This window comes from Stenotrophomonas maltophilia, from assembly GCF_023518235.1.
Taxonomy (GTDB): Bacteria; Pseudomonadota; Gammaproteobacteria; order Xanthomonadales; family Xanthomonadaceae; genus Stenotrophomonas.
On record NZ_CP090423.1, the window covers coordinates 2138625 to 2161203 of the forward strand.

The 22579-nt window shown below is 67.0% G+C and carries 22 protein-coding genes; 13 read left to right on the forward strand and 9 right to left on the reverse strand.

Annotation, left to right across the window (positions count from 1 at the left end; translation table 11 throughout):
* The first annotated feature begins 53 nt into the window (after positions 1–53).
* Genes LZ605_RS10080 through LZ605_RS10105 form a run of 6 tightly spaced genes read left to right on the forward strand, consistent with a single transcriptional unit; the run spans position 54 to position 4040 of the window.
* The gene (locus tag LZ605_RS10080) at positions 54–935 is read left to right on the forward strand and encodes an SPFH domain-containing protein (RefSeq protein WP_057496216.1); all 882 of its coding nucleotides are present in this window, start codon (positions 54–56) and stop codon (positions 933–935) included.
* Between the two features lie 45 nt (positions 936–980).
* Entirely contained in the window at positions 981–1160 is a 180-nt protein-coding gene (locus LZ605_RS10085) for an Arc family DNA binding domain-containing protein (protein WP_249844702.1), read from the forward strand.
* On the forward strand, positions 1160–1339 hold the full coding sequence (locus tag LZ605_RS10090) for a DUF4177 domain-containing protein (protein ID WP_107230201.1): 180 nt from the start codon (positions 1160–1162) through the stop codon (positions 1337–1339). Before LZ605_RS10085 ends, LZ605_RS10090 begins: the two co-directional genes overlap by 1 nt.
* A gap of 2 nt (positions 1340–1341) precedes the next feature.
* Complete coding sequence (locus LZ605_RS10095) at positions 1342–2631, forward strand: alpha/beta hydrolase family protein (RefSeq protein ID WP_249844703.1); 1290 nt, start codon at positions 1342–1344, stop codon at positions 2629–2631.
* Positions 2628–3221 carry a PH domain-containing protein gene (locus tag LZ605_RS10100; RefSeq protein ID WP_249844704.1) on the forward strand — a complete coding sequence of 198 codons (594 nt, stop codon included), beginning with the start codon at positions 2628–2630 and terminating at the stop codon, positions 3219–3221. The genes LZ605_RS10095 and LZ605_RS10100 overlap by 4 nt, the downstream gene beginning before the upstream one ends.
* 9 nt (positions 3222–3230) lie before the next feature.
* Positions 3231–4040 carry a M15 family metallopeptidase gene (locus LZ605_RS10105; protein WP_249844705.1) on the forward strand — a complete coding sequence of 270 codons (810 nt, stop codon included), beginning with the start codon at positions 3231–3233 and terminating at the stop codon, positions 4038–4040.
* Between the two features lie 81 nt (positions 4041–4121).
* Here LZ605_RS10105 and LZ605_RS10110 read toward each other — a convergent pair whose 3' ends face one another.
* From LZ605_RS10110 to LZ605_RS10125, 4 genes are all read right to left on the reverse strand, one after another.
* Positions 4122–4493, reverse strand: coding sequence for a DUF423 domain-containing protein (locus LZ605_RS10110; RefSeq protein ID WP_019659313.1), 372 nt, complete (start codon positions 4491–4493; stop codon positions 4122–4124).
* Between the two features lie 104 nt (positions 4494–4597).
* Positions 4598–5671, reverse strand: coding sequence for an SRPBCC family protein (locus LZ605_RS10115; RefSeq protein ID WP_107230198.1), 1074 nt, complete (start codon positions 5669–5671; stop codon positions 4598–4600).
* 234 nt (positions 5672–5905) lie between these two features.
* Positions 5906–6547, reverse strand: coding sequence for a response regulator (locus LZ605_RS10120; protein ID WP_249844706.1), 642 nt, complete (start codon positions 6545–6547; stop codon positions 5906–5908).
* Positions 6547–7743 (reverse strand): sensor histidine kinase, encoded by a 1197-nt coding sequence (locus LZ605_RS10125; RefSeq protein ID WP_107230197.1) that lies wholly within the window; start codon positions 7741–7743, stop codon positions 6547–6549. The genes LZ605_RS10120 and LZ605_RS10125 overlap by 1 nt, the downstream gene beginning before the upstream one ends.
* 150 nt (positions 7744–7893) lie before the next feature.
* On the opposite strand from LZ605_RS10125, the gene LZ605_RS10130 reads away from it, so the two are divergent.
* From LZ605_RS10130 to LZ605_RS10150, 5 genes are read left to right on the forward strand one after another with little or no spacing between them, the layout of a single operon-like run.
* A complete protein-coding gene (locus LZ605_RS10130) occupies positions 7894–8490 on the forward strand; it encodes a GNAT family N-acetyltransferase (protein ID WP_010483371.1) in 597 nt (198 codons plus the stop codon).
* Positions 8436–9278, forward strand: coding sequence for a septum site-determining protein MinC (minC, locus tag LZ605_RS10135; RefSeq protein ID WP_249844707.1), 843 nt, complete (start codon positions 8436–8438; stop codon positions 9276–9278). The genes LZ605_RS10130 and minC overlap by 55 nt, the downstream gene beginning before the upstream one ends.
* A gap of 37 nt (positions 9279–9315) precedes the next feature.
* Positions 9316–10125, forward strand: coding sequence for a septum site-determining protein MinD (gene minD / locus LZ605_RS10140; protein WP_107230195.1), 810 nt, complete (start codon positions 9316–9318; stop codon positions 10123–10125).
* 2 nt (positions 10126–10127) lie between these two features.
* Positions 10128–10388 carry a cell division topological specificity factor MinE gene (gene minE / locus LZ605_RS10145; protein WP_053516176.1) on the forward strand — a complete coding sequence of 87 codons (261 nt, stop codon included), beginning with the start codon at positions 10128–10130 and terminating at the stop codon, positions 10386–10388.
* Between the two features lie 46 nt (positions 10389–10434).
* Entirely contained in the window at positions 10435–10914 is a 480-nt protein-coding gene (locus LZ605_RS10150) for a hypothetical protein (RefSeq protein ID WP_249844708.1), read from the forward strand.
* Between the two features lie 88 nt (positions 10915–11002).
* Here the strand turns inward: LZ605_RS10150 and LZ605_RS10155 are convergent, their stop codons facing one another.
* The 3 genes from LZ605_RS10155 to LZ605_RS10165 form a co-directional block, all read right to left on the reverse strand.
* Positions 11003–12259: a DUF819 domain-containing protein gene (locus LZ605_RS10155; protein WP_409461097.1), complete on the reverse strand. Its 1257-nt coding sequence runs from the start codon at positions 12257–12259 to the stop codon at positions 11003–11005.
* 93 nt (positions 12260–12352) lie between these two features.
* A complete protein-coding gene (locus tag LZ605_RS10160) occupies positions 12353–14431 on the reverse strand; it encodes an alpha/beta hydrolase family protein (protein WP_249844709.1) in 2079 nt (692 codons plus the stop codon).
* Positions 14432–14660: 229 nt separating this feature from the next.
* The gene (locus LZ605_RS10165; protein ID WP_249844710.1) at positions 14661–16625 is read right to left on the reverse strand and encodes an OPT family oligopeptide transporter; all 1965 of its coding nucleotides are present in this window, start codon (positions 16623–16625) and stop codon (positions 14661–14663) included.
* Between the two features lie 255 nt (positions 16626–16880).
* Between LZ605_RS10165 and LZ605_RS10170 the strand changes: the two genes are divergently transcribed.
* Entirely contained in the window at positions 16881–18635 is a 1755-nt protein-coding gene (locus LZ605_RS10170; protein ID WP_249844711.1) for a peptide MFS transporter, read from the forward strand.
* A 57-nt stretch (positions 18636–18692) separates the two neighbouring features.
* Here LZ605_RS10170 and LZ605_RS10175 read toward each other — a convergent pair whose 3' ends face one another.
* A complete protein-coding gene (locus LZ605_RS10175) occupies positions 18693–20681 on the reverse strand; it encodes an alpha/beta hydrolase family protein (protein WP_249844712.1) in 1989 nt (662 codons plus the stop codon).
* A gap of 164 nt (positions 20682–20845) precedes the next feature.
* Complete coding sequence (locus LZ605_RS10180) at positions 20846–21481, reverse strand: LysE/ArgO family amino acid transporter (RefSeq protein WP_249844713.1); 636 nt, start codon at positions 21479–21481, stop codon at positions 20846–20848.
* Between the two features lie 136 nt (positions 21482–21617).
* On the opposite strand from LZ605_RS10180, the gene LZ605_RS10185 reads away from it, so the two are divergent.
* Positions 21618–22523 (forward strand): LysR family transcriptional regulator ArgP, encoded by a 906-nt coding sequence (locus LZ605_RS10185; protein ID WP_107230187.1) that lies wholly within the window; start codon positions 21618–21620, stop codon positions 22521–22523.
* Positions 22524–22579 lie beyond the last annotated feature (56 nt).

Here is a 22579-nt window from a genome sequence, read left to right on the forward strand (position 1 = left end):
ACATCTGATATCACTTTGATATCTTTTCATCGAACCCTCAAGGACGTACCGCCATGAAAGAGAAGTCGCTTGCCTCCCTCAACGGCCTGGGCACCCTGGCTGGATCCCTGCTGGCCGCATTGGCCGGCGCAGCGCTGTTCGTGCTGGGAGTGGCGGCCAAGGCCAGCACCGGCGCGCCGAACCTGCTGATGATGCTGGCCGGGGTGCTGGTGATCGTCGCTGCGGTCTTCATCCTGGCCGGCCTTTACACCATCCAGCCCAACCAGGCCGCCGTGCTGAGCCTGTTCGGCAAGTACGTGGGCACGGTCAAGGACAACGGCCTGCGCTGGAACAACCCCTTCTATGCCAAGCGCCGGGTCAGCCAGCGCGTGCGCAACTTCGAAAGTGGCAAGCTGAAGGTGAACGAGCTGGACGGCAGCCCGATCGAGATCGCCGCCGTGATCGTCTGGCAGGTGGTCGACGCCTCCGAAGCGGTCTACAACGTGGACGACTACGAGAGCTTCGTGCACATCCAGTCCGAGTCGGCACTGCGCGCGATGGCCACCAGCTATCCCTACGACCAGCACGAGGACGGCCAGCTGGCCCTGCGCAGCCACGCCAGCGAGATCTCCCAGCACCTGAAGAACGAGCTGGCCGAGCGCCTGGCCGATGCCGGCGTGCAGGTGCTCGATGCCCGCATCAGCCACCTGGCCTACGCCGCCGAAATTGCCCAGGCGATGCTGCAGCGCCAGCAGGCCAATGCCGTGATCGCCGCACGCACGCGCATCGTGGCCGGTGCCGTCGGCATGGTGGAAATGGCCCTGGCCGAACTGCAGAAGAACGGCGTGGTGCAGCTGGACGAAGAACGCAAGGCGCACATGGTCAGCAACCTGCTGACCGTGCTGTGCTCCGATCGCGGCACCCAGCCGATCGTCAACGCCGGTTCGCTGTACTGAGCCATCCTCGCAACGGGGCGCCCCACCGCCCCGCCAGGAGTTTTCATGAGTGAGAAGAAAGCCTATCCGCTGCGCATCAATGCCGAGGTCCTGGCCGCGGCACAGCGCTGGGCTGACGACGAGCTGCGCAGCCTCAACGCGCAGATCGAATACGTACTGCGCGACGCATTGCGCAAGGCAGGGCGCCTGCCAAAACCGAAGACATCAGCCGAGGACAAGGAATGATGAGCACGCGTTGGAGCTACCAGACCGTTGAAGTGAAGACCACGATGATGGGCGTCCTCAAGGCCGAGGACATCCAGAGCGAGCTGACCCGCCAGGGCATGCTCGGCTGGGAGCTGGTCAACATCATCATCCCGGCGCCGATGCGCCCGGCCATGCTGGTCTTCAAGAAGGAGCAGTAACCATGACCGCGCAACGCAGAGCGCTGATGCTGTCACTGGCCCTGCTCACCGGCCCCGCCCTGGCCGCCGAACCGCAGCAGGTCGCCAACCAGCTGCTGGATCACCTGCAGGCTGGCCAGATTGCCGATGCCGAAGCGATGCTGACCGCGCAGATGGCCCAGGCCGTGCCCGCCGACCGGCTCGGCGTGCTGTGGAAGTCGCTGGGCACCCTGCAGCAGCGAGGTGCCGCCGAAGTGAGCACGCAGCAGGGCATGCACCTGGTGGTGGTGCCGCTGCAGTTCGCCAGCGGCCGGGTCGTCGCGCAGGTGGCAGTGGATGCACAGGACAAGGTGGCCGGCCTGATGCTGCGCCCGGCTCCGGCGGCCAAGGCAGCGCCGCCGCCCGCCGATGCGAACTATGGCGAGAGTGAATTCAGCGTGCCGCAGCCGCGCGGCGCACTACCGGGCACGCTGGCGCTGCCCAACGGCAAGGGTCCGTTCCCGGCGGTGGTCCTTGTGCATGGCTCGGGGCCGCAGGACCGCGATGAGACGATCGGCGGCAACCGCCCGTTCCTGGATATCGCCCGCGGCCTGGCCAGCCAGGGCATCGTCGTGCTGCGCTTCGACAAACGCACCTTCGCCCGCCCGCAGGATTTCCAGGGCGGCACGTTCACCGTTGATGACGAAACCACCGACGATGCCGTGGCCGCGCTGACCGCACTGGCTGCCGACCCGCGCATCGACGGGCGCCGCGTGTTCGTACTCGGCCACAGCCAGGGCGGCATGCTCGCCCCGCGCATTGCCCGGCACTGGCCGCAGGCGCGTGGCGCGATCCTGTGGGCGGCGCCGGCACGCACGCTGCTGGACCTGCTGCCGGAACAGAACCGCTACCTGCTGGGCCTGGACGGTGACATCACTGCGTCGGAGCAGGCCTTCCTGGAGGCGCTCGACAGGCAGATCGCCGCCGCACGGGGCACCGCGCCGGTGGCCGCCAGCGAGCTGCCGCTGGGAGTGCCGCAGTCATTCTGGAAAAGCATCGAAGCCGTTGATGCACGCGCCGATGCACAGGCACTGCGCACGCCGCTGCTGATGCTGCACGGCGGCCGCGACTTCCAGGTGCCGGACACCGACTGGATGCTTTGGCAGAAGGCGCTGGCCACCCGCAACAACGTGCAGTGGCGCACGTATCCGGCCCTGAACCATATCGGCATTGCCGGCACTGGCCGCAGCTCGCTGCAGGAGTACACGCAACCGGGCCATGTCGATGCAACGCTGATCGATGACGTGGCCACGTGGATAAAGGCACAGCGATGAACGGCAGCGACCCGAAGCGCTTCGACGTGGCGGAGAGCTCGCCCTTCCGCGTGCTGTGGGTGGTCCTGCCGCTAATGCTGGCCTTTGCCATCAGCGTCTACGCACAGTTGCACACGGTGCGTGCCAACGCGCCGTGGATGGAGGTGACCCTGTCACCGCCGTGGTTCCGGATGGGCGGCAGCGCGGCATGGAGCCTGGTGGTGATCGCCGCGCTCGGCATCGGGCTGGGCCTGGCCTTCTTCCGGCGCCGGGTGGAGTTCGATGGCAGCGTGCTGGACGTCCGTTCAACGATGTACCGGCGTCGCGTGCCGGTGGCGCAGCTGAAGCTGGACCGCGCCGAAGTGGTCGATCTCGGCCGTGACCGGCGCTACGCCATCCGCTTCAAGACCAACGGCTATTCGATGCCGGGGTTCCATTCCGGCCATTTCCGCCTGCAGGGCGGCGGCAAGGGCTTTGCCCTGGTGACCGACCGCAGCCGCGTGCTGGTGCTGCCGGTGCGCGATGGCAGCACGCTGCTGCTCAGCCTGGAACGGCCGCAGGCGCTGCTGGACGCCCTGCGCAAGGTGGCCGTGACCGTGCCACGGCAGTAAGCTGCGGCGATGCAACGACGCCCGCCCCTGCTGATCAATACCGAGGCCATCGAAGCATGGCCGGCCGGCCTGCTGCGCGCGCGCAGCAACCTCGATGCGCGCCTGCTGGCGCGGGCGCACTGGGTACTGCGGCGCAAGCGCGATGGCCGCTACCTGGCAGCCGTGCTGGTGCACGGGGTACATGCCATGGTGCCGCGGCTGGCGCGCGAGCCGGGCGTGGAGGAAGCGCTGTCACTGCTGGATGCGCCGCTGGCACGGCCGTTCGCCGCGACGCTGGAAGAACAGTGGCTGGCGCTGGCCGGTCTGCAGCAGCGCCTGCAGCAGCTCGGCCTGGACCCGCAGCGTTACGCCGACGACAGTGGCCTGCCGCTGGAACCTGAGCCCTGCCTGCTGCATCTGGCCGGCCACGACCGGTTCGGCCGCCCGCTGTGGCTGCGCCGTGGCGCGGCACAAGGCTGGCGACGGATGCGCGTGCATGCCGCGCGGGAGGGCGTTGCGCTGGATGCCATTTCCGGTTTCCGCAGCCACGCCTATCAGCTGGGCATCTTCGAACGAAAGCGCGCTCGCGGGCTGAGCGTGGCCGACATCCTGAAGGTCAATGCGGCACCGGGCTTCAGCGAGCACCACAGCGGCCATGCACTGGATATCGGCACGCCCGGGGACGCGCCCGCCGAGGAATCGTTCGAAGCGACCGACGCATTCGCCTGGCTGCAGGCCCATGCCGGTGAACACGGCTTCCAGCTGAGCTACCCGCGCGATAACCCGCACGGCATCGTCTACGAGCCGTGGCACTGGTGCTGGAAGCCGGCCAACGGCTGAGGTGGCGCCGAGCCATGCTCGGCTGCACTTGTCGAAGTCGAGCATGGCTCGACTCTACAAATGCGCGAGCCCGGCGCTGGCTCAACGACGCAACGCATTGATCGCCAGCAATACCCATCCGGCCATCATGCTGGTGCCGCCGATCGGCGCCATCCGCGTCGGCCACTGCCACAACGCACCACCGACCAGGCTGCCGGAGAACAGCAGCACGCCCAGCAGCAGCACATACAGCGCCAGGTGTGCGATCGCCCCCTGTGCGCGCGGCCCGAGCGCCACCAGCACCGCACCATGCGCGAACGCATACAGCGCTGCCATGTTCAGATGCTGCTGCGCCAGCGGATCGGCCACGCCATGCGAGGCATAGGCAGACAGGCCGATCGAGGCCGCGGCCAACAGCGCGCCCAGGCAGGCCAGCAGGGAGGGCTTACGTGCGCGGCGTTCCAGATTGAACATGAGGGCTCCTTGCGCAGCGCCGCTTGCCGGGCGCCGGATGAAAAAAAACGCGCCGCAATGAGCGGCGCGTTTTCGTGTCCAACATTACATGGGCCAGCCGAAGCTTACTTGACGGCCCAGTAGATGTCGTAGGTACCTTCCGGGGTGAACGACTTGTCGATGCCGTCCTTCCAGGATTCATACGGACGGTCGATGACTTCGTTGCCCGAGGTCACGGCCCAGGCACGCAGGCCATTGCGGGCCACGTCCAGACCTGCCATGTGGCCGGTGTAGGCCGCATGCGCCGAACGGTGCGGAGCCACGTGCAGGTACTTGACCGGAGCGCCGCCGTCGATCTTGACGGTCAGGGCTTCAGCGGTGGCACCCTCAGCACCCTTCTTCTTCACCGGCTGGGCGATGTCGAAGGCGTACTTCTCCTGACCGAAGTCGGTGGTGATGATGCGGAACGGGCCAGCGGCTTCAAGGCCATTGGCCTCCATCACGCGCTTGATCCACTCCTGGTTGTCCTTGATGGACTTGGTGATGGTGTCCTGGCCACGATCGACGTTACCGGCGTTGACCACCAGCAGATCCTCGGCCGGCACTTCAACAATGGCCAGATCGGTCAGCGGCGCTTCCGGGGTGCGGTAGTCGACGTTCGGGACGGTGGCGAGCATGTTGGCCATGCGCGACAGACCCATCTTGATGTCGTCGCCGATCTGGCGGCTGACATACAGGCCGGCATAACGGCCGAACAGGTCGAAACCGTACTTCACCGAGTAGTCCTGGGTGATCTTGACGTTACGGCCACCCTTGCCGGTCGGCTCCAGCGTGAAGGTGGTGACCTTGTCGTGACCCTTGGTGGCGTCTTCGATGGCGATCGCAACGCGCTTGTTCTCTTCGGCGTCGGTGATCTTCCAGGAACCGGTGCCCAGGTCCTTGGAGGTGAAGTCGAGGGTGGCGCCCTTGCCGGAGGCCGGGCCGGACAGCTTCAGTTCAACGGCGGGATCGCGCAGTACCAGCGGGTTCCAGTCCTTGAAGCGGCGCAGGCTGCTGACCGTGTCGTACACGATCGTCATCTTGCGGTTGGTCTCGATGCTTTCGGTGATGTGACGCTCGCCCGGCAGACACACGCCAATGATGACGAACAGGCCAGCCACGATCCCCAAGGCGATCAGGAACTCGATAATACGGGTCATTCAGAGAGTCTCCGGGGCCGATCCCACGGCCGGGTTGATTGAAGCGAAGCGCCAATCCTAGCAGGCTTCGCGGGCATTGTTTATCGGGATTGGCGCACCGGTTTCCCTGCCGGCTGCGTATTTGTATGGACAAAGAGTTCGAAGGGTAACGCATACCGCTACCCGGCATGTAGGGGGGGCCGCCGGCCCGACCCCCGCATGGCCACCCAAGTCTTTGTATGAAAACGATTTTCCTCAGACCAGCTGAAGTTCGAACGCCTTCAGCACGGCACGGGTCCGGTCGCGCACGCCCAGCTTGGAAAGGATGTTGGACACGTGGTTCTTGATGGTGCCCTCGGCCACGCCCAGCGAGTTGGCGATCTCCTTGTTGGAGAAGCCGCTGGCCATCAGGCGCAGGATCTCGGTCTCGCGGTCGGTCAACGGATCGGGGCGGTCCAGGCTGACGAATTCGTTGCGCATGTGCTCCAGCCCGGACAGCAGGCGCTGGGTCACCGCCGGCTGCACCAGCGAGCCGCCGTCGGCCACGGTGCGGATGGCACCGACCAGCTGCTCCAGGGTGACGTCCTTGAGCAGGTAGCCCTTCGCACCGGCCTTGAGCCCGGCCAGCACCAGCTGGTCATCGTCGAAGGTGGTGAGGATGATGGTCGGCGGCAGCTGTTCCTGCCGCGACAGCACCTGCAGCGCTTCCAGACCGGACATCGCCGGCATGCGCATGTCCATCAGCACCACGTCCGGGCGCACCTGCGGTATCAGCTCGACCGCCTGCCGGCCGTCGCCGGCCTCGGCCACCACTTCGATGCCGTCGTCGAGCGCCAGCAGGGAGCGGATTCCCTGCCGCACCAGGGTTTGGTCGTCGACCAGGCAGACGCGAATCATCAACGCACTCCTTCAGGAACCTTGGTAAGGGCCGCCACCAGCACCGTTGCCGGAACCGTCGCGCGTACCCGGAAGCCTTCGCCGGGACGGGTCTCGATCTGCAGCTGGCCACCACATTGTTGCAGGCGCTCGCGCATCCCGCGCAAGCCGTTGCCCACATTGACCATATCCGCGCCGACACCGTCGTCGCGGGCCTCCACCACCACCCGGTCGGGGGCTTCACGGTACACCTTGATCCACAGATGGCGGGCGCCGGCGTGGCGCACCGCGTTGGTGATGATCTCCTGGGTGCAGCGCAGCAGCACGTGCGCCCGCTGCGGGTCTTCCACGTTCAGCGGGTCGTCGATCTCCAGCTGGATGTCCAGCGAAGGCACGTTCTCGGTGAGCGGACGCAGCGCCGCGGCCAGATCGATGGCACCGGTCTCGCGCAGCTGGCTGACCACCTCGCGCACGTTGCCCAGCAGCAGCTTGGCCAGTGCGTGCGAGCGCTTCACGTGCTCCAGCGCCTGGCCCTCGGCCAGGTGTCCGGCCACTTCCAGGTTCAGGGTCAGCGCGGTCAGCTGATGGCCGAGCAGGTCGTGCAGCTCGCGCGAGATGCGGGTGCGCTCGTTGACGCGCGCACTCTCGGCCAGCAGGGCCCGGGTCGCGCGCAGTTCGGAGTTCAACCGGCGCTGCTCGTCACGGGCCTCGGTCTGCTGCCGGGCGACCAGGCTGGTCACGAAGATGAACATGGAAAAGCCGCCATACAGCAGCGACTGCATCACCGCCTCGAACAACGGGAAGCGCAGCAGCATGTAGTACACCGGCGCGACGGCCAGCTGGCTGACCAGCAGCCACAGCACGCCCAGCCGCACCGACAGCATCCACGGAATGACGCCGGCGGCGACCATCATCAGGATGCTGCCCAGGCCCGAACCGCTGAGGAAGCTGACCCCCAGTGCCGAGACCGTCAGCAGCAACAGCAGGCCACGGTCCAGCCAGCTGGTGTGGCTGTCGCTGCGCAGGATGCGGGTCAACCAGTAGTACGCCGTGCCGAAGGACAGGTAGGCCACGAACAGCAGGATCGCCCAGCCGCCCATGTCGTTGCGGCTGTGCAGGTTCTCGAACTGCGAATAGGCCAGCGGCAGGCCGACCATGACCCAGGTGAACAGGCCGGCCAGGCGGAGGACGCGGGTATGGCTGAGGGCTCCCAACATGCCAGCACTCTACGGGCCCGGCCTGCGCGCCGCACCCCACGGAAGTCATGCCTGCCCGGTCGCCTGTTCATGCCGCAGCCCACCCCGGGCATGCAATAATCGTGCGCAGGGTCCCTTGATGGACCAACCGCGTTACCCCACGGAGTCACAATGTCGATTGTCATCCGCGACGTGCGCGAGCACGAGCTCGATTCCGTCCTGGCTTTGAACAACAACGCTGGCCTGGCCATCCTTCCCCTGGATGCTGCCCGGCTGCGCCTGTTCTATGAAACCGCTGAGTATTTCCGCGTCGCCGAGCGCGACGGCAACCTGGCCGGCTTCCTGATCGGCTTCGGCAGCGACAGCCAGCACGACAGCAGCAACTTCGCCTGGTTCAAGCAGCAGCTGGACACCCCGTTCTTCTACATCGACCGCATCGTGGTCGCCAGCCGCCGCCGTGGCGGTGGTGTCGGCCGTGCGTTCTATGCCGACGCGCAGAGCTTTGCCGAGCTGCGCTACCCGCAGATGACCTGCGAAGTCTTCCTCGACCATGGCGCCGATGCCGCCCTGCTCTTCCATGGCAGCTTCGGTTTCCGCGAGCTGGGCCAGAACACCATGCCGCAGGTCGATGTGCGCGCCAGCATGCTGGCCAAGGAACTGTGCAGCTACCCGTGGGTGCAGGAGACCTATGGCGGCAAGCTGCCGGATGTGGCATGGACACGCGCCCGGCAGCTGCCGGCGCAGGCACAGCGGCCGACGGGGACCTGAGCGTGGCGGTGAATTTCGATTACGAACAGGCCGGTGAACTGAAGATCGGCCAGGTGGGCATCGCCAACCTGCGCATCCGCACCCTTGATGTCGAACGCCTCGTGCAGGAAATGCGCGAGCGCGTGACCCGCGCGCCGAAGCTGTTCGGCCGCGCTGCAGTGATCCTCGACTTCGGTGGCCTGAGCCAGGTGCCGGACGTGGCCACCGCGCAGGCGCTGGTGGATGGCCTGCGCAGCGCCGGCGTGCTGCCGGTGGCGCTGGCCTATGGCACCAGTGCGGTCGACCTGCTCTCGCAGCAGCTCGGCCTGCCGCTGCTGGCCAAGTTCCGCGCCCAGTACGAGCGCGCCGAGGCCGAACCGGCGCCGCCGCCCGCAGCGGAACCCCGCCGCGCGCCCCGCGCCGAACCGAAGCCGGCCCCGGCCGCGCCGGTGGCCAAGGTGGCCGATGCCGCCGCACCGCAGCCGGGCCGCATGCAGCTGGGCAACGTGCGTTCGGGCCAGCAGCTGTATGCGGAAAACTGCGACCTGACCGTGATGGCCACCGTCGGCGCCGGCGCCGAAGTCATCGCCGATGGCAGCATCCATATCTACGGCACCCTGCGCGGCCGTGCGCTGGCAGGGGCCCAGGGCAACACCGCGGCACGCATCTTCTGCCGTGATTTCCATGCGGAACTGGTGGCCATTGCCGGCCACTACAAGGTACTGGACGATGTCCCGGACACCCTGCGCGGCAAGGCCGTGCAGGTGTGGCTGGAACAGGACCAGATCAAGATCGCTGCGCTGGACTGACGCAGCCCCAAATCAATGCAGAACCAGGAGAAGTCCTTTGGCTGAAATCATCGTAGTCACCTCCGGCAAGGGCGGCGTGGGCAAGACCACTTCCAGCGCGAGCCTGGCCTGTGGCCTGGCGCGGCGCGGCAAGAAGGTGGCGGTGATCGACTTCGACGTCGGCCTGCGCAACCTCGACCTGATCATGGGCTGCGAACGCCGCGTGGTGTACGACTTCGTCAACGTCGTGCACGGCGAAGCCACCCTCAAGCAGGCACTGATCAAGGACAAGCGCTTTGACAACCTGTACGTGCTGGCCGCCTCGCAGACCCGCGACAAGGATGCACTGACCCAGGAAGGCGTAGGCAAGGTGCTGAAGGACCTGGCCGCCGACGGCTTCGACTACATCATCTGCGACTCGCCGGCCGGTATCGAGAAGGGTGCCTTCCTGGCGATGTACTTCGCCGACCGTGCGGTGGTGGTGGTGAACCCGGAAGTGTCCTCGGTGCGCGACTCCGACCGCATCATCGGCCTGCTGGACTCGAAGACCCACAAGGCCGAATCCGGCCAGAACGTGCCCGCCTTCCTGCTGCTGACCCGCTACACCCCGCTGCGCGTGGAAACCGGTGAGATGCTGAGCATCGCCGACGTCGAGGAAGTGCTGGGCCTGAAGGCCATCGGCGTGATCCCCGAGTCGGGCGACGTGCTCAACGCGTCCAACAAGGGCGAACCGGTGATCCTGGATGTCGAATCCGCTGCCGGCCAGGCCTATGACGACGCCGTCGCGCGCATCCTCGGCGAAGATCGCCCGATGCGCTTCACCACCGTCGAGAAGAAGGGCTTCTTCAGCAAGCTGTTCGGAGGGTAAGCATGGGCCTGTTCGATTTCCTCAAAGCGAAGAAGACCACCGCCGAAACCGCGAAGAACCGCCTGCAGATCATCATCGCGCAGGAACGCAGCCACCGCGGTGGCCCGGACTACCTGCCGCTGCTGCAGCGTGAGCTGCTGGAAGTGATCAAGAAGTACGTGAACATCGACGTCGATGCGGTGAAGGTCGACCTGGTGAAGGATGGCCAGCACGATGTGCTGGACATCTCCGTGGCGCTGCCCGAAGGCCCGGAAAAGCCCTGATCCCCTGCCCCGCCCGTGCCAGCATGGGCGGGGCCGGCTGACCCGCATGACCGACACGACACCCGAACCGAACGTCACCCGCGTCGGCGCCATCGCCTTCGCCGATGCGCAGCGCCTGCTCGCCGCGCACGGCCTGCAGCTGCACCACGTGGCCGACGGCGAGCCGATTCCCGGCAGCTACTGGGGCGAGCCCGAGGCGGGCATCATCGCCAGCAACGTGTACGTGCGCGATGACACCCCCGTGCATTCGATGCTGCACGAAGCCTGCCACCTGATCGTGCTGCCGCCGGAGCGGCGCGCGCAGGTGCACACCGACGCCACCGATTCGGTGCCCGAAGAAGACGCCACCTGCTACCTGCAGATCGTGCTGGCCGCGCAGCTGCCCGGTGTCGGCAGCCAGCAGTTGATGGCCGACATGGATGCGTGGGGGTATACGTATCGACTGGGGTCTACGAAGGCGTGGTTCGAGCAGGACGCCGAAGACGCGAGAGCGTGGTTGATCGAACGCGGGTTGCCGGTGGCATAGAGCATCGGTAGTGCCGGCCGCTGGCCGGCAACCTCATGAACCGGTGGAGCATCACCCGGTTGCCGGCCAGCGGCCGGCACTAACGGAATCACCCCTGCCCGGCCAGCGCGCGCAGGGTGATGCCGACGATGTAGGCCAGGTAGGTGCCGGTGGCATAGCCCATCGTACCCAGCAGCACGCCGACCGGCGCCAGCGCCGGATGGAACGCGGCGGCCACCACCGGTGCCGAGGCCGGGCCACCGATGTTCGACTGCGAACCGATGGCGAAGTAGAAGAACGGCACCTTCAGCAGCTTGCCCAGGCACCACAGCAGCGCGATGTGCACGCTGATCCAGATGATGCCCAGCAGGAACAGCCACGGCCGGTCCAGCAGCGCCAGCAGGTCCATCTGCATGCCGATGCAGGCGATCAGGAAGTAGAGCAGCAGCGAGCCGAGCCGCGAAGCGCCGGCGCCCTCCAGGGTGCGTGCGCGGGTGAAGCTCAGGCCCAGGCCCAGCGTGGTGGACAACACCACCACCCACACGAACGGTGCGTCCAGGCTGAACTGCGCCGCCCAGCTGACGTTGAGCTTGAACCAGGCCGCCAGCGGCGCGCCGATGGCGTGGGCCAGGCCGACGCCGCCGAAGGCCACCGCCACGATCAGCATCAGGTCGGTGAGGCTGGGAATGCGCTCGTGCTCGGCCTGGAAGCGCGCGATGCGCTCCTTCAGCTCGTCGATGGCCGAGGTATCGGCGCCACTGCGTGCATCGATCTTCGCGGCACGACCTGCCAGGAAGATCAGCGCGGCCATCCACACGTAACCGACACCCACGTCGACCACCGCGAACTGGCCGAACGTGGTCGCGTTGACGTCGAACACTTCACGCATGGCCAGCATGTTGGCGCCGCCACCGATCCAGCTGCCCGCCAACGCGGCCATGCCGGCCCAGGTGTCACCGGCCACGGTTTCCGGATGCACCGCGCGCATCAGCAGGAAGGCCACCACCGCGCCGAGCATGATGCTGGCCGACGCGCCCAGGTACATCAGCACCAGCTTCGGGCCGAGCCGCAGGATGCCCTTGATGTCCACCGCCAGGGTGAGCAGGATCAGCGCCGCCGGCAGCAGGATGTCGCGCGCGATCGGGTTGTAGAGCTTGGTGTTCTGCCCGTCGATCAGGCCGACGGTGTTGTAGATGCCGGGAATCAGGTAGCACAGCAGCAGCGCCGGCACGAAGGTGTAGAAGCGTTTCCACAGGCCCTGCTCGCGCGAGGCGGTCCAGAACACGGCACCGAGGGTGGCGGCGATCAAACCGAAGACGACGATGTCGTTCTGGATCATGCAGGTGCTCTTGTAGAGCCGAGCCATGCTCGGCTGCTGTTGGTGGAAGGTGTGCCGACCAACGGTCGGCACCCACCGGCGAAAACAGAAGCGCCGCCCCGAAGGGCGGCGCTGCAACCATCAGTTGCCGATGTGCTGCTTCAGCCAGGCATTGACGGTGTCGTGCCACAGGATGCTGTTGTTCGGCTTCAGCACCCAGTGGTTCTCGTCCGGGAAGTACAGGAACTTCGATTCGATGCCCTGGCGCTGGGCGGCGGTGAACGCAGCCAGGCCCTGCTCGACCGGGATGCGGAAGTCCTGCTGGCCATGGATGACCAGGATCGGCTTCTTCCAGTCGGCGACGTGGTTGACCGGGTTGAACTTCTCGTAGTTCGCCGCCTTCTGGTACGGGGTACCGCCCTGCTCCCACTCGGTGAACCACAGCTCTTCGGTGGCGTAACCCATCATGCGCTGGTCGAACACGCCGTCATGGTTGACCAGGCACTTGAACGGGCTGTTCCAGTTGCCGGCGATCCAGTTGACCATGAAGCCGCCGTAGCTGGCGCCCAGCGCACAGGCCTTGTCACCGTTGAGGAAGGAATACTTCTTCAGCGCCGCGTCCCAGCCCTTCTGCAGGTCTTCCAGCGGGCGGTCGCCCCAGTGCTGGCTGATCGCATCGGTGAAGGCCTGGCCGTAGCCGGTGGAGCCGTGGAAGTCGATCATCACCACCGCGTAGCCCTGGCCGGCATAGGTCTGCGGGTTCCAGCGGTAGCTCCAGCCGTTGCCGAAGCTGCCCTGCGGGCCGCCGTGGATCAGGAACGCGACCGGGTAGGACTTGCCTTCCTGGTAGTTGTGCGGCTTGACCACGTAGCCGTGCACGGTGTCGTTGTTCCAGCCCTTGAACTCGAACTGCTCGTAGTCACCGAAGGACACGTCCTTGAGCACGTCGCCGGCGGCCGGGGTCAGCGCGCGCAGCTCGCCGATCGGCTGGCCCGCGGCCGGCAGCAGGCCGACCAGCACCTGGTCGTTGCTCTTCAGGCTGTTGCGGGTGATGGCCACGCTGTTGCCGGCCACGTCGACCGCAGTGACGCTGCCGTCGCCAATCAGCTTGGTGGCCTTGCCGCTGGCCACGTCGATCTGGAACAGCGGGTGTTCGCCGAGGTCGTCGGCGGTGGTGTAGATGCTGGCGCCGTCGGCGGACAGGGCGATGCCACCGGCCGAACGGTCCCATTGCGGGGCGATCTCGCGGGCCTTGCCGCTGGCCAGGTCCATCGCCATCAGGCCGAAGCGGTCGGCCTCGAAGCCCGGACGCTTCATCGCACGATAGAACAGGGTCTTGCCGTCGGCGCTGAACACCGGGCCGGCATCCCAGGCCGGATTGGACGCGGTCAGGTTGACCGGCGCCTGCTTGCCGGCGGCGTCGAAGCGGTACAGGTCGAAGTTGGTCGACCACGGCTCCTGCTTGCCCGCCACGCGGATGCTGGCCACCACGCTGGCGCCATCCGGCGACCACACGAAATCATCGTTGCCACCGAACGGCTTGGACGGTGCATCCCCGTCAATGGAGGCGCTCAGCGCCGAAGCGCCCTTGACCGGGCCGGCCTTGGCCGCCGGCAGCGGTGCCACGAACAGGGTGTTGCGACGGCCGTCGTTCCAGGTATCCCAGTGGCGCACGAACAGCGAATCCCAGACCTGGCCGCTGGCCTTGGCGTCCTTCTTTTCCTTCAGCTTGGTTGCGGTGCAGGCCAGGTCCGAGGCGCAGGCCTGGAACACGCCGGCGCTGAACAGCACGCGGTCGTCCTGCGGCGACACGTGGTAGCTGTCCACATCGACCGCGAAATCGGTCAGCTGGCGCGGCGTGCCGCCGTTGAGCGGCTGCGCGTACAGCTGCTGGCTGCCGTTCTTGGCGCTGAGGAAATACACGGTCTGGCCATCGGCCGACAGCGAAGCGGAATTGACGTTCCAGCCGGCCGGGGTGATCTGCTTCGGCGGCGCCGCGTCGCGGGTACGCAGGTTGCGCGCGAACAGCGCGGTGGAGGCCTTCAGGTTGGCATCGACACTGCGCTTGGCGAACACCACGGTGCCACCGTCGGCAGTGAGCACCGGCGCGGAAACGCGGTCCATCGCCACCATGTCGCGGACTTCCAGGCCACGGGCAGCGGCAACGCTGGGCAGGGCGGCCAGCAGGCTCAGTGGCAGCAGGGCATGACGCAGTTTCATCGGGGTCTCCGCAGGACGGCAAAAAACCGATGGTAGGCCCGCGTGGCCAGGGCTGCCAAGGCCATCGGTCATGCCTGCGGGTGGGCAGCGGCCAGAAACAGCAAACCCCGCCGTGGCGGGGTTTGCTGTAGTGCCGGCCGTTGGCCGGCAACCAGGGGTATCACCGAATTCCGGCGTTGCCGACCAGCGGCCGGCACTACCCATTGAATTGGGGATCCGACCCCATTGCTTACGCCTTGGCGTGCTTGCCGGTGCGGTAGATCAGCCAGCCGACCAGGAACAGCACGGCCAGGCCGATCCACTGTGCGCCCGGCAGGTGGAACGGCACGGCCAGCACGTCGGCGCGGCTGCTGACCACGATCGGAATCGCGATGGCGATACCCATCAGCGCCTCGCCGGTGATCAGGCCGGCGGCGAACAGCACGCCCGGCTTGTGCACGCGGTCACGGCCTTCTTCATCGTCGGCGCGCACCTTGTGGAAGCGCTCGACCAGGTAGGCGATCAGGCCGCCAAGGAAGATCGGCACCATCAGTTCCAGCGGCAGGTAGATGCCGATGGCAGCCGCCAGCACCGGCACGCGGAAGCGGGCGTTGCGCGACTTCAGCCAGCTGTCGAAGGCGATGATGACGGCACCGACCACGGCACCGATGCCGATGAAGGTCCACGGCAGTTCGCCGCCGAACAGGCCCTTGGCCACCGAGGCCATCAGGTTGGCCTGCGGCGCGGCCAGCGCGTTCGGATGCAGCTCGGACTTCACACCGATGCCGTAGGCGGTGGCCAGCAGGTTCAGCACCGGCGCCATGATCAGCGCGCACGAGAACGCGCCGATGCCCAGCATCAACTGCTGCTTCCACGGGGTGGCGCCGACGATGTAGCCGGCCTTGAGGTCCTGCAGGTTGTCACCACCGACTGCGGCGGCGCAGCACACCACCGCGCCGATCATGATCGCCGCCACCGCGCCCAGCGGCGCGCCGTAGGCACCGACCGGCTTGAGGCCATCGGCGCCCAGCAGCACGACCAGCACGGCCGAGGCGAACAGGATGGTGGAGATGGTGATGCCCGAGACCGGGTTGTTGGACGAGCCGATCAGGCCGGCCAGGTAGGCCGAGACCGAGACGAACAGGAAGCCGGCGACGATCATGATGAGGGTCATCGGGATCGACACGTGCCACTGGCCGACGATGGCCTGGTACAGGGCCAGCAACGGCAGCACGAACACCACCAGCGCGACCAGCATCCACTTCATCGGCAGGTCGCGCTCGGTGTGCGCCAGCGCCGGGCCACCGCTCTTGCGGGCGGCAGCAAAGCCGCTCTTGACGCCGTTCAGCAGCGACTTGCGCAGCGAGATCAGGGTCCAGATGCCACCGATCAGCATCGCGCCCACGCCCAGGTAGCGCATCTTCGCGCCCCAGATGGCGAACGCGGCCTCGGTGGACGAAGCAGTGGCGACCGAGGCCGCCAGGCCCGGATCGGTGTTCATGAAGAACGCCTGGTAGATCGGAATGGCGATGTGCCAGGTCAGGATCGAGCCGGACACCACCACGATGCCGACGTTCAGGCCGACGATGTAACCCACGCCCAGCAGCGCCGGCGACAGGTTGGTGCCGATGAAGGCGGTGACCTTGGAGCTGCCGACATAGGCCGAGGTGGCCCAGGCATCGGGGATCAGGCGCAGGCCACTTTCCGCGGCAAGCTTGACGAAGGCGCCGATCACCGCCGACAGGCCGAGGATCTTCAGGCCCGGGCCCGGGTTCTCACCGGCTTTGAGCACTTCGGCGGCGGCCTTGCCTTCCGGGAACGGCAGCGGGTCTTCAACGATCATCGAACGGCGCAGCGGCACCGAGAACAGCACGCCCAGCAGGCCACCGAGGCCGGCGATGCCCAGCACCCACCAGTACTTGAAGTCCGGCCAGTAGCCCATGATCACCAGGGCGGGGATGGTGAAGATCACGCCGGCGGCGATCGACGAACCGGCCGAGGCGCCGGTCTGCACGATGTTGTTTTCGAGGATGGAGCCACCGCCCAGCAGGCGCAGCACGCCCATGGAGATCACCGCGGCGGGAATGGCGGTGGCGATGGTCAGGCCTGCGAACAGACCGAGGTAGGCGTTGGCCGCCGACAGCACCACCGCCAGCACGATGGCCAGGGCCACTGCGCGGAAGGTGAGCTGCTTGGGCGCAGCGTCGTGGTTCATGGAAGCCCCTGCTGGCAAAAAATCCCTTGCACGCTAGCGTTCAGGGGGCGGCAAGTCCAGTGCGGTTGGTCACCGCCGCCCAGGGCCTGCCACCCTCTCCGGCCGGTATGGCAAGGCCAACCGGCCGATCCGGCAAGGCCGGCCAACACCTGCGGCAAAAAGGGGACGGAGGGGATTAAGTCGCATTTGGCATAAGCGCCATGCCCCGCGCCATCCCCTTCTATAATCGCGCCCTTTCCGCTGTCCCCGCCGTCGATGACCGTTGCCGCCACCGCCTCCGACGACTTCCTGGGCCATCCCAAGGGCGTCTACGTCTGCTTCTTCACCGAAATGTGGGAGCGCTTCTCCTTCTACGGCATGAAGGCGCTGCTGCTGCTGTACCTGACCAAGTACCACCTGTTCGGCGACAAGGCCGGCCTGGACCTGCTCGGCGCCTACGGTGGCCTGGTCTACTGCATCCCGGTGTTCGGCGGCATGCTGGCCGACCGCTGGCTGGGCATGCGCCGGGCGGTGCTGTTCGGCGGCATCCTGCTGGTGCTGGGCCACCTCGGCATGGCATTCGAGGGCCACGCGGCGTACCGGGTCAATGGCGAAGTGGTACGCGATACCTCGGCGCTGGCAGTGACCTACCTGTCGCTGGCGCTGATCATCATGGGCGTGGGCTTCCTCAAGCCGAACATCTCCACCATCGTCGGCAAGCTGTACGCCAAGGACGACCCGCGCCGCGATTCGGGTTTCTCGCTGTTCTACGCCGGCATCAACCTGGGCGCGCTGTTCTCTTCGCTGGTGTGCGGCTTCCTCGGCGAGGCCTACGGCTGGAAGTACGGCTTCGGCGCGGCCGGTATCGGCATGCTGGCCGGCCTGGCGATGTTCCTGTGGGGCCAGAAATACCTGCAGGGCCACGCCGAACCGCCGCAGCCGGCCGCGCTGAAGCAGAAGGTGCTGGGCCTGCCACGCGAATGGCTCATCTATCTGTGCGCGGTGCTCGGTGTGCTGCCGGTGGCGTGGCTGATGTGGGCCGCCGGCAACGGTGCGTTCGCGCTGGGCGGTGAAATCAGCCTGGCGCTGATGCTGATGCTGGTGGTGCTGGGCGGCGTGCTGGTCTGGTTTGCCTGGTTCACCGGCACCAAGTGCACGCCGGTACAGCGCCAGCAGATGATCGCGTTGATGGTGCTGATCTTCATGGCGCTGGTGTTCTTCACGATGTACGAGCAGTCCTATGGCTCGTGGGTGACCTTCACCGACCGCCTGCTGACCAAGGACATCGTGCCGTCGCTGGTGATCACCGGCGGCACGCCGCTGCCGTGGTCGATCCTCTCGCTGCTGCTGGCACCGCTGGGCTTTGTGGTCAGCGCGCGGCTGTCCGAGCGCCGCCCGGGCTCAGCCGCACCACGTACCTTCTTCGCCGCCATCGTCGTGCTGATGCTGGTGCTGCTGGTGCGCGACTGCCTGGTGATTCCGCAGACCGCCGGCTCGCTCACCTATCTGGGCGGGCTGTTCCTGGTGCTGCTGGCACCGGCCTTCGCCGCGCTGTGGACCTGGATGGACCGCCGCGGGTGGGAACCCGGCAAGCCGGTGAAGTCGGCCTGGGGCCTGGTGATCGGCGCGCTGTCGTTCGTGCCGCTGGCACTGGCCGCACAGCAGGTTGGTGCCACCGGCGAGATGGCCAGCGTGTGGTGGCTGGTGCTGGCCTACTTCCTGCTGGCCAGCGGCGAAATGTGTCTGTCGCCGGTCGGCCTGTCGGCGGTGACCCAGCTGGCGGTGCCACGGGTGATGAGCCTGATGATGGGCACCTGGTTCCTGGCCACCGCGTTCTCGGAAACCCTGGCCGCGCTGTTCGGCAAGCTGGCCGCGATCGAGGTGCCCGAAGGCGAATCACTGGACATGGTGGCCGCGGCCGGTGCCTACGCGCACCTGTTCTGGCTGCTGATGTGGATCGGCCTGGGCTGCGCGCTGGCGGCCTTCATCGCCGCGCCGCTGCTGAAGAAGATGATGCACGGGGTGAAGTAAACCCCGCGCGTGCGCAAAAACCAGGGCGGCGGAACGATCATCCGCCGCCCTGTCAGCTCAGGGCGCCTTGTCCTTGCCGGCCGCAGGCGTGGTGGTGGCGGTCTTGCCACCCAGGCTGCGCGACAGGAACGCCAGCAGCTTGTCGTAGTACTCGCTGCGATGCGCCTCGGTGTAGAAGCCGTGGCCTTCGGTCTTGTAGTACAGGCTTTCCACCGGCGTACCGGCGCGCTTGAGGGCCGCTTCCATGCGCTCGGTGTGCTGGATCGGCGCGCGCTTGTCTTCACCACCGGCGGCAAGGAACACCGGCACCTTGATCCGTTCGGCCAGGTTCACCGGCGATACCGCGCCCAGCTTGGCCGGGTCGCCCAACCATTCGCGCAGGTAGGTCACGCCTGAGCCGCGGTCCTGGATGTCGCCACGGGTGTACATCATCGGCAGATCGTAGACACCCACATAGCCGGCCGCGCACTGGTACAGCCCGGGTTCGCGGGCAGCCCCCATCATCGCCGCATAGGCACCGTAGCTGGCGCCGTAGATGCAGATTCGGCGGCCATCGGCGATGCCTTCGCTGATCGCCCAGCGGGTGGCATCGGTGACATCGTCCTGCATGGCCGCGCCCCACTGCTGCGCGCCGGCCTGGGTGTGCGCCCGGCCATAGTTGCCCGATCCGCGGAAGTTGACCTGCAGCACGGCATAACCGGCAGCCGCCAGCATCTGGGTCTCGCGGTCGTACTCGCCGGAATCGAAGATGTCGAACGGGCCACCGTGCGGCAGCACCACCATTGGCAGGTTGCGGCCGTCACTGCCAGCCGGCAGGGTCAAGAAGCCATGCAGCGGCAGGCCGTCGCGGGCCTTCAAGGCGATCGGGCGCACCTTGGCGCTGCGCTCGATATCGATCCAGTCGCTGCGGCTGATCAGGTGATCGGCCTTGCGCGCCACGGTGTCGTACACATAGAAATCGCCGGGGTTGGAACCCGACCAGGTCTCCACCAGCACGACGCGACCGTCCCGGGTGCTGGAGGTGATGTAGACCGGGCCTCCGAAGGCCGCTTCCAGGCTGCGGTACAGGCGCGCCTCCGGCGACTTCTCGTCGAAGAAGCGGGTACGCGGCGTGTCGCCCATGTACAGCGCGCCCACCGGCACGTGGGTGCCGGGCCGATGGATGATGCGATACGGGTTGACCACCTCGTCGCGCAGCAGCGTGGCACGCTCGCCGGTCTGCGGGTTCCAGCTGACGATCGTGTCCGGGCCCTGGGTCTGCTCGACGTTGAGATAGGCCAGGCTGTCATCGGCCGAGAAGCCGATGGCGGTTTCGATGCGCTTGCTGACGGCCTCGTCGTTGATCAGCTTCCAGGTGTCGCCGGAGCGCTCACGGAAGTAGAGCTTGTTGACGTTGTCACTGCCGGAGCCGTGCACGAAGCGCACTTCGCCGGCGCCGTCGGTGGTGAACTCACCGCGCCGTACCGGCGAAGACGCCACCCGCGAACGACGGCCGCTGGCCACATCCATGCGATCGACGCGGGTGTAGGGATCTTCGGCCAGCGGCCACACGGTCACCAGCACGTTGCGTTCATCGCCCGGCAGGTCGTCGGCCAGGAAGGCGGCCACCGCTTCGACCTTCTTCGGCTGGATGCGCGTACCCGGGCCCTTGCTTTCGACGCGGTAACCGACCAGCAGCTCGCCGCGATTGCCGTTGGCATCGATGGCGTAAAGCTCACCGGTGGGGTTGGGCTGATCCAGCGAGCCCCATTTCTCGGCCAGGCCGATCAGCAGGCGCTCGTTGCTGACCCAATCGAATGTCTGCGCATGATTGCGGCTGGGCGGCCAGAAACTGCCGACCACCTCCTTGTCCTTCAGGCGCAGGATCGCGATCGCGGTGCTGTCCTCCCTCGGCACTGTGGCCGCTACGTACTCGCCCCCCGGCGAAATCTTGATGTCGGTGAAGGTCTCCCGACGCAGGTACTGCGTCAGATCCACCGCCCCCGCGCTGCCTGCGGCAACGCCCCCGATGACGACCAGTGCGGCCGCCAGAATTGCCCTGCGCATCCTTCCCCCTGTTCCAGTGGACACCTTGTCCTGGTCGTCGATTCTAGGCAGGGCCGGGCCATTCCCGCCAGAGCCGGAAAAGACGACGGCACCGTTGCCGGTGCCGTCGTTGCCACTACCTTGGAGAGAGAGTCAGGACGTGGGTTCGGGGGGCGTGCGCCGGGTCAATGGACCCCGCGCAGCGCCAGCATGAGGGCCAGGACGCTGAGGATCACGGCGATGGTGCCGTCGAGCACGCGCCAGGTGCTGGGCTTGGTGAACAGCGGCGCCAGCAGGCGCGCGCCGAGGCCCTGCGCGGTCAGCCACAGGCAGCTGGCGGTGACCACTCCGGCAGCGAAGGCCATGCGCGCGTTGCCGAAGTTCTCGGCGATCGAGCCGATGACCATCATGTCCAGCCAGAAGTGCGGGTTGATCAGCGAGAAGCCGACCGCAGCCATCAGCACCGCGCGGCGGCTGCCGTCATCACTGTCGGCCTCGCCCATGCCGCCGCCACCAGCAATCGCACGGCGCGCCGACTTCATGGCATACCAGGCCAGGAACGTCACACCGGTCCACAGCACGGCGGTGGTCAGCCACGGCAACGCCGAGGTGAGCGTGCGCAGGCCGGCCACACTGGCGAAGATGAAGATGGCATCGATGGCCGCACAGGTGGCGACCACCGGCACGATGTGCCTGCGCAGGATGCCCTGGCGCAGAATGAAGGCGCTCTGGGCGCCGACCACGGCGAACAGGCCGATGCCGGTAGCTGCACCAGAGAACCAGGCACCGAGGCCGGTGCTGGCGGAGATGACCGAGAACATGGGATTCACTGCCTTTACTTGCTGGGGGACGGTGCCTCGCGAAGGCGGACAGCACCGGAACGGGCGCCATTGTCGCGCCGCAACATTAAAAAGACGAGCTAAACTTCCTAAACCAACATTAGCGGAGCTTAATTCGATGCGTATCGACCATGCCCAGCTGCGCGCTCTGGCGGCGGTGATCCGCGAGGGCAGCTTCGACCGCGCCGCGCAGTCGCTCAATGTCACGCCCTCGGCCATCTCGCAGCGGGTGAAGGCACTGGAGGACCGGGTCGGCCGCCTGCTGGTCAAGCGCGGCACCCCGGCCACCGCCACCGCCGAGGGCCAGCTGCTGGTGCAGCTGGCCGAACAGACCGCGCTGCTCGAACACGACGCATTGCACCGGATGGGCCTGGCCGACGAGGACCTGCCCCAGGCCAGCATCCCGGTGGCGGTGAACCACGACAGCCTGGAAACCTGGTTCCCGCAGGCGGCTTATCAGTTCGCGCAGAGCACCGGCACCACGCTGGACCTGCGCGTGGAAGACCAGGACCACACCGTGGAGCTGCTGCGCCAGGGCACGGTGCTGGGCGCAGTGACCACGCTGGACGAGCCGGTGCAGGGCTGCCAGATCCACGCGCTGGGCAGCATCCGCTACGCCGCCACCTGCACCCCGGAGTTCCGCGAGCGTCATTTCGCCAAGGGTGTGACCGCGCAGGCGCTGGCGCAGGCGCCGGTGCTGGTGTTCAACCGCAAGGATGACATGCAGTCGCGCTTCGCCCGGCGCATGGCCGGCGGCGACCTGCCCAGCACCGCCCCGACCTGGTGGATCCCCTCCACCCGCGCCTTCGTGCAGGCCAACCTGGGTGGCATGGGCTGGACCATGAACCCGCTGCCGCTGGTCAAGCGGCACCTGGATGCCGGCCGCCTGGTCTACGTGCGCCAGCGCGCATGGGAAGACGTGCCGCTGTACTGGCAGCACTGGAAGGGCGACGTGCAGACCATGGCCCTGCTGACCCGCGCGGTGCTGGACGCCTCCTCGGCGCTGATCCGGCGCAAGCGCTGAAGAGGGGCTCCATCGGATCTCCATGATTCCTACACACCCGGTCCATGCGTGATGCG